The following is a 278-nucleotide window of genomic DNA, read 5'->3' as shown; positions in this document are numbered from 1 at the left end:
CCATTACTTTGAGCAGCAGCTCGTCTCGCTGGGCAATATCGGAGGGCAGGTGGTTGGCCAGAAAGACCGGGCCGCGAGAAGTGCCGCCGCGCATCAGGACGCAGGGAATGGCTTGCATGATGTCTCCAGTGCAATAAATTCGCTTATTGTTGCTTTCCTTAAATGGTGGTCAGTGTCTTTTGTTTTGTAAATTGCATATATTTCAACAACTAATGCTTTTTGTGCATTAATGCGCCTGCTAGAGGCTTCGGCTGGCGGATTTCATCAGACGGTCGCCG

1 protein-coding gene is annotated in these 278 nt (G+C 50.4%); it reads right to left on the bottom strand.

Going from position 1 to position 278, the window contains the following annotated elements:
* On the bottom strand, positions 1–118 hold a 118-nt coding region (locus AC0IYH_RS31270), incomplete at its 3' end, for a PrpF domain-containing protein (RefSeq protein WP_471838094.1).
* Between the last annotated feature and the right edge of the window lie 160 nt (positions 119–278).

The sequence above is a fragment of the Pseudomonas sp. AC463 genome (assembly GCF_979253585.1).
Note: the sequence above shows the minus strand (reverse complement) of the source record. Positions and strands in the feature narration are given on the sequence as shown.